Origin of the sequence: Massilia sp. YIM B02763 (genome assembly GCF_030412015.1) — a bacterium.
Taxonomy (GTDB): Bacteria; Pseudomonadota; Gammaproteobacteria; order Burkholderiales; family Burkholderiaceae_D; genus Telluria.
Genome location: NZ_JASNRD010000055.1, coordinates 1 through 1,176, shown reverse-complemented (window position 1 = coordinate 1,176; position 1,176 = coordinate 1). Strand labels below are relative to the sequence as shown.

Below are 1,176 nucleotides of genomic sequence, written 5' to 3'. Positions count from 1 at the left end.
CGCGGCGGTGCCGCTGGCGGTGGTCTTGATGCCGCCGGCATAGGTGCCCGGTGCGACCCAGACGGTGGTGCCGGCCCTGGTGGCGGCCTTGGCGGCACGCGCCAGGGTCTTGAACGGGGCGGCCTTGGTGCCGGCCGCCGTGTCCGAACCGGTCGGCGACACATAATAATTGTAGGCGGTGGCCGGGGTGGTCGCGGTGTTGCCGCCGGCCGGATGCAGGCGCGCGTACTCGTTGCTGCCGCGGATGGACGCTTCCAGTTGGCTGGCCGTCATGCCGTTGGCCAGCGCCTGGGTCCAATGCGCGAGGCCTGCCGGCTCCGGGTCGCGGCCCAGCAGCGATCGGTACAGCTGGGTCACCAGCGCGGTCGCATTGGCGCCGGTGATGACGGCTGCCGTATTGACGGAAGTGACGCTGGCCAGCAGGCGCGGCTGCGCATCGCCTTCGTAGCCCTTGACGACGAACTCGTTCGGATTCGCGGCGGTGGTCGAGGCGGCGCCCGCATCGGCGGCGTTCGGCTCGGTGGTTCCGGTCGCGGAGGCGGTCACAGTGCTTTCGACGGATGCGGCAGTCTGGGCCGGATCGGCGCCGAGGTCGGCGCTGCCGCCGCAGGCGGTCAGCAGGACGGCGGCGCTGCAGGACAGCAGAGTACCCAGGCGGAAGTCGGAAGCGAAAGTGGCGAGTTTTTTCATCTGAAGATTTCCTTGCATCAAAAAAGAGATACCCCTTTGAGGCAAGGAAACTTCCAAAGTTCAACTTATTTGAAGAAATATTTCTGCAGATAATGAATTGCAACGAAGAATGTCCATGTGGATCAATGAGTTGATCTCAATCAATTGCAAACTATCGCTGCGCATCCACGAGAACAACATAACGACTCGCTTAACAATTCACGGCACAGGAAGGCCATCAACGGCAACAGCCCGCATGCCGTGACGCATGCGGGCTGTCGAGGCCCCAGCGTGCCCAGCTGTCCGAGCCCGCTGCCAGGCAGTCCGGCAGTGCCGGTCAGTGCTGGTAGGCGCCGATGTCGTAGCCGGTCGAGGCATTACGCGCCTTGCCGTCCAGGTCGGTCGGGTAGGCATTGGTCATGACGCCGTGGTGATAGCTGTCCACGCCGATCGCCGAACCGCCGGTGCTGGTGCAGGCCACCTTGGTTGCCAGGTGGTGGATGTGGT

Annotated in this window: 1 protein-coding gene; it reads right to left on the bottom strand. The window is 64.3% G+C overall.

Translation table 11 applies throughout. From position 1 onward, the window contains the following. A partial coding sequence (locus QPK32_RS26435; protein WP_290415758.1) for a DUF4214 domain-containing protein occupies positions 1–690 on the bottom strand: 690 nt, incomplete at its 3' end. Between the last annotated feature and the right edge of the window lie 486 nt (positions 691–1,176).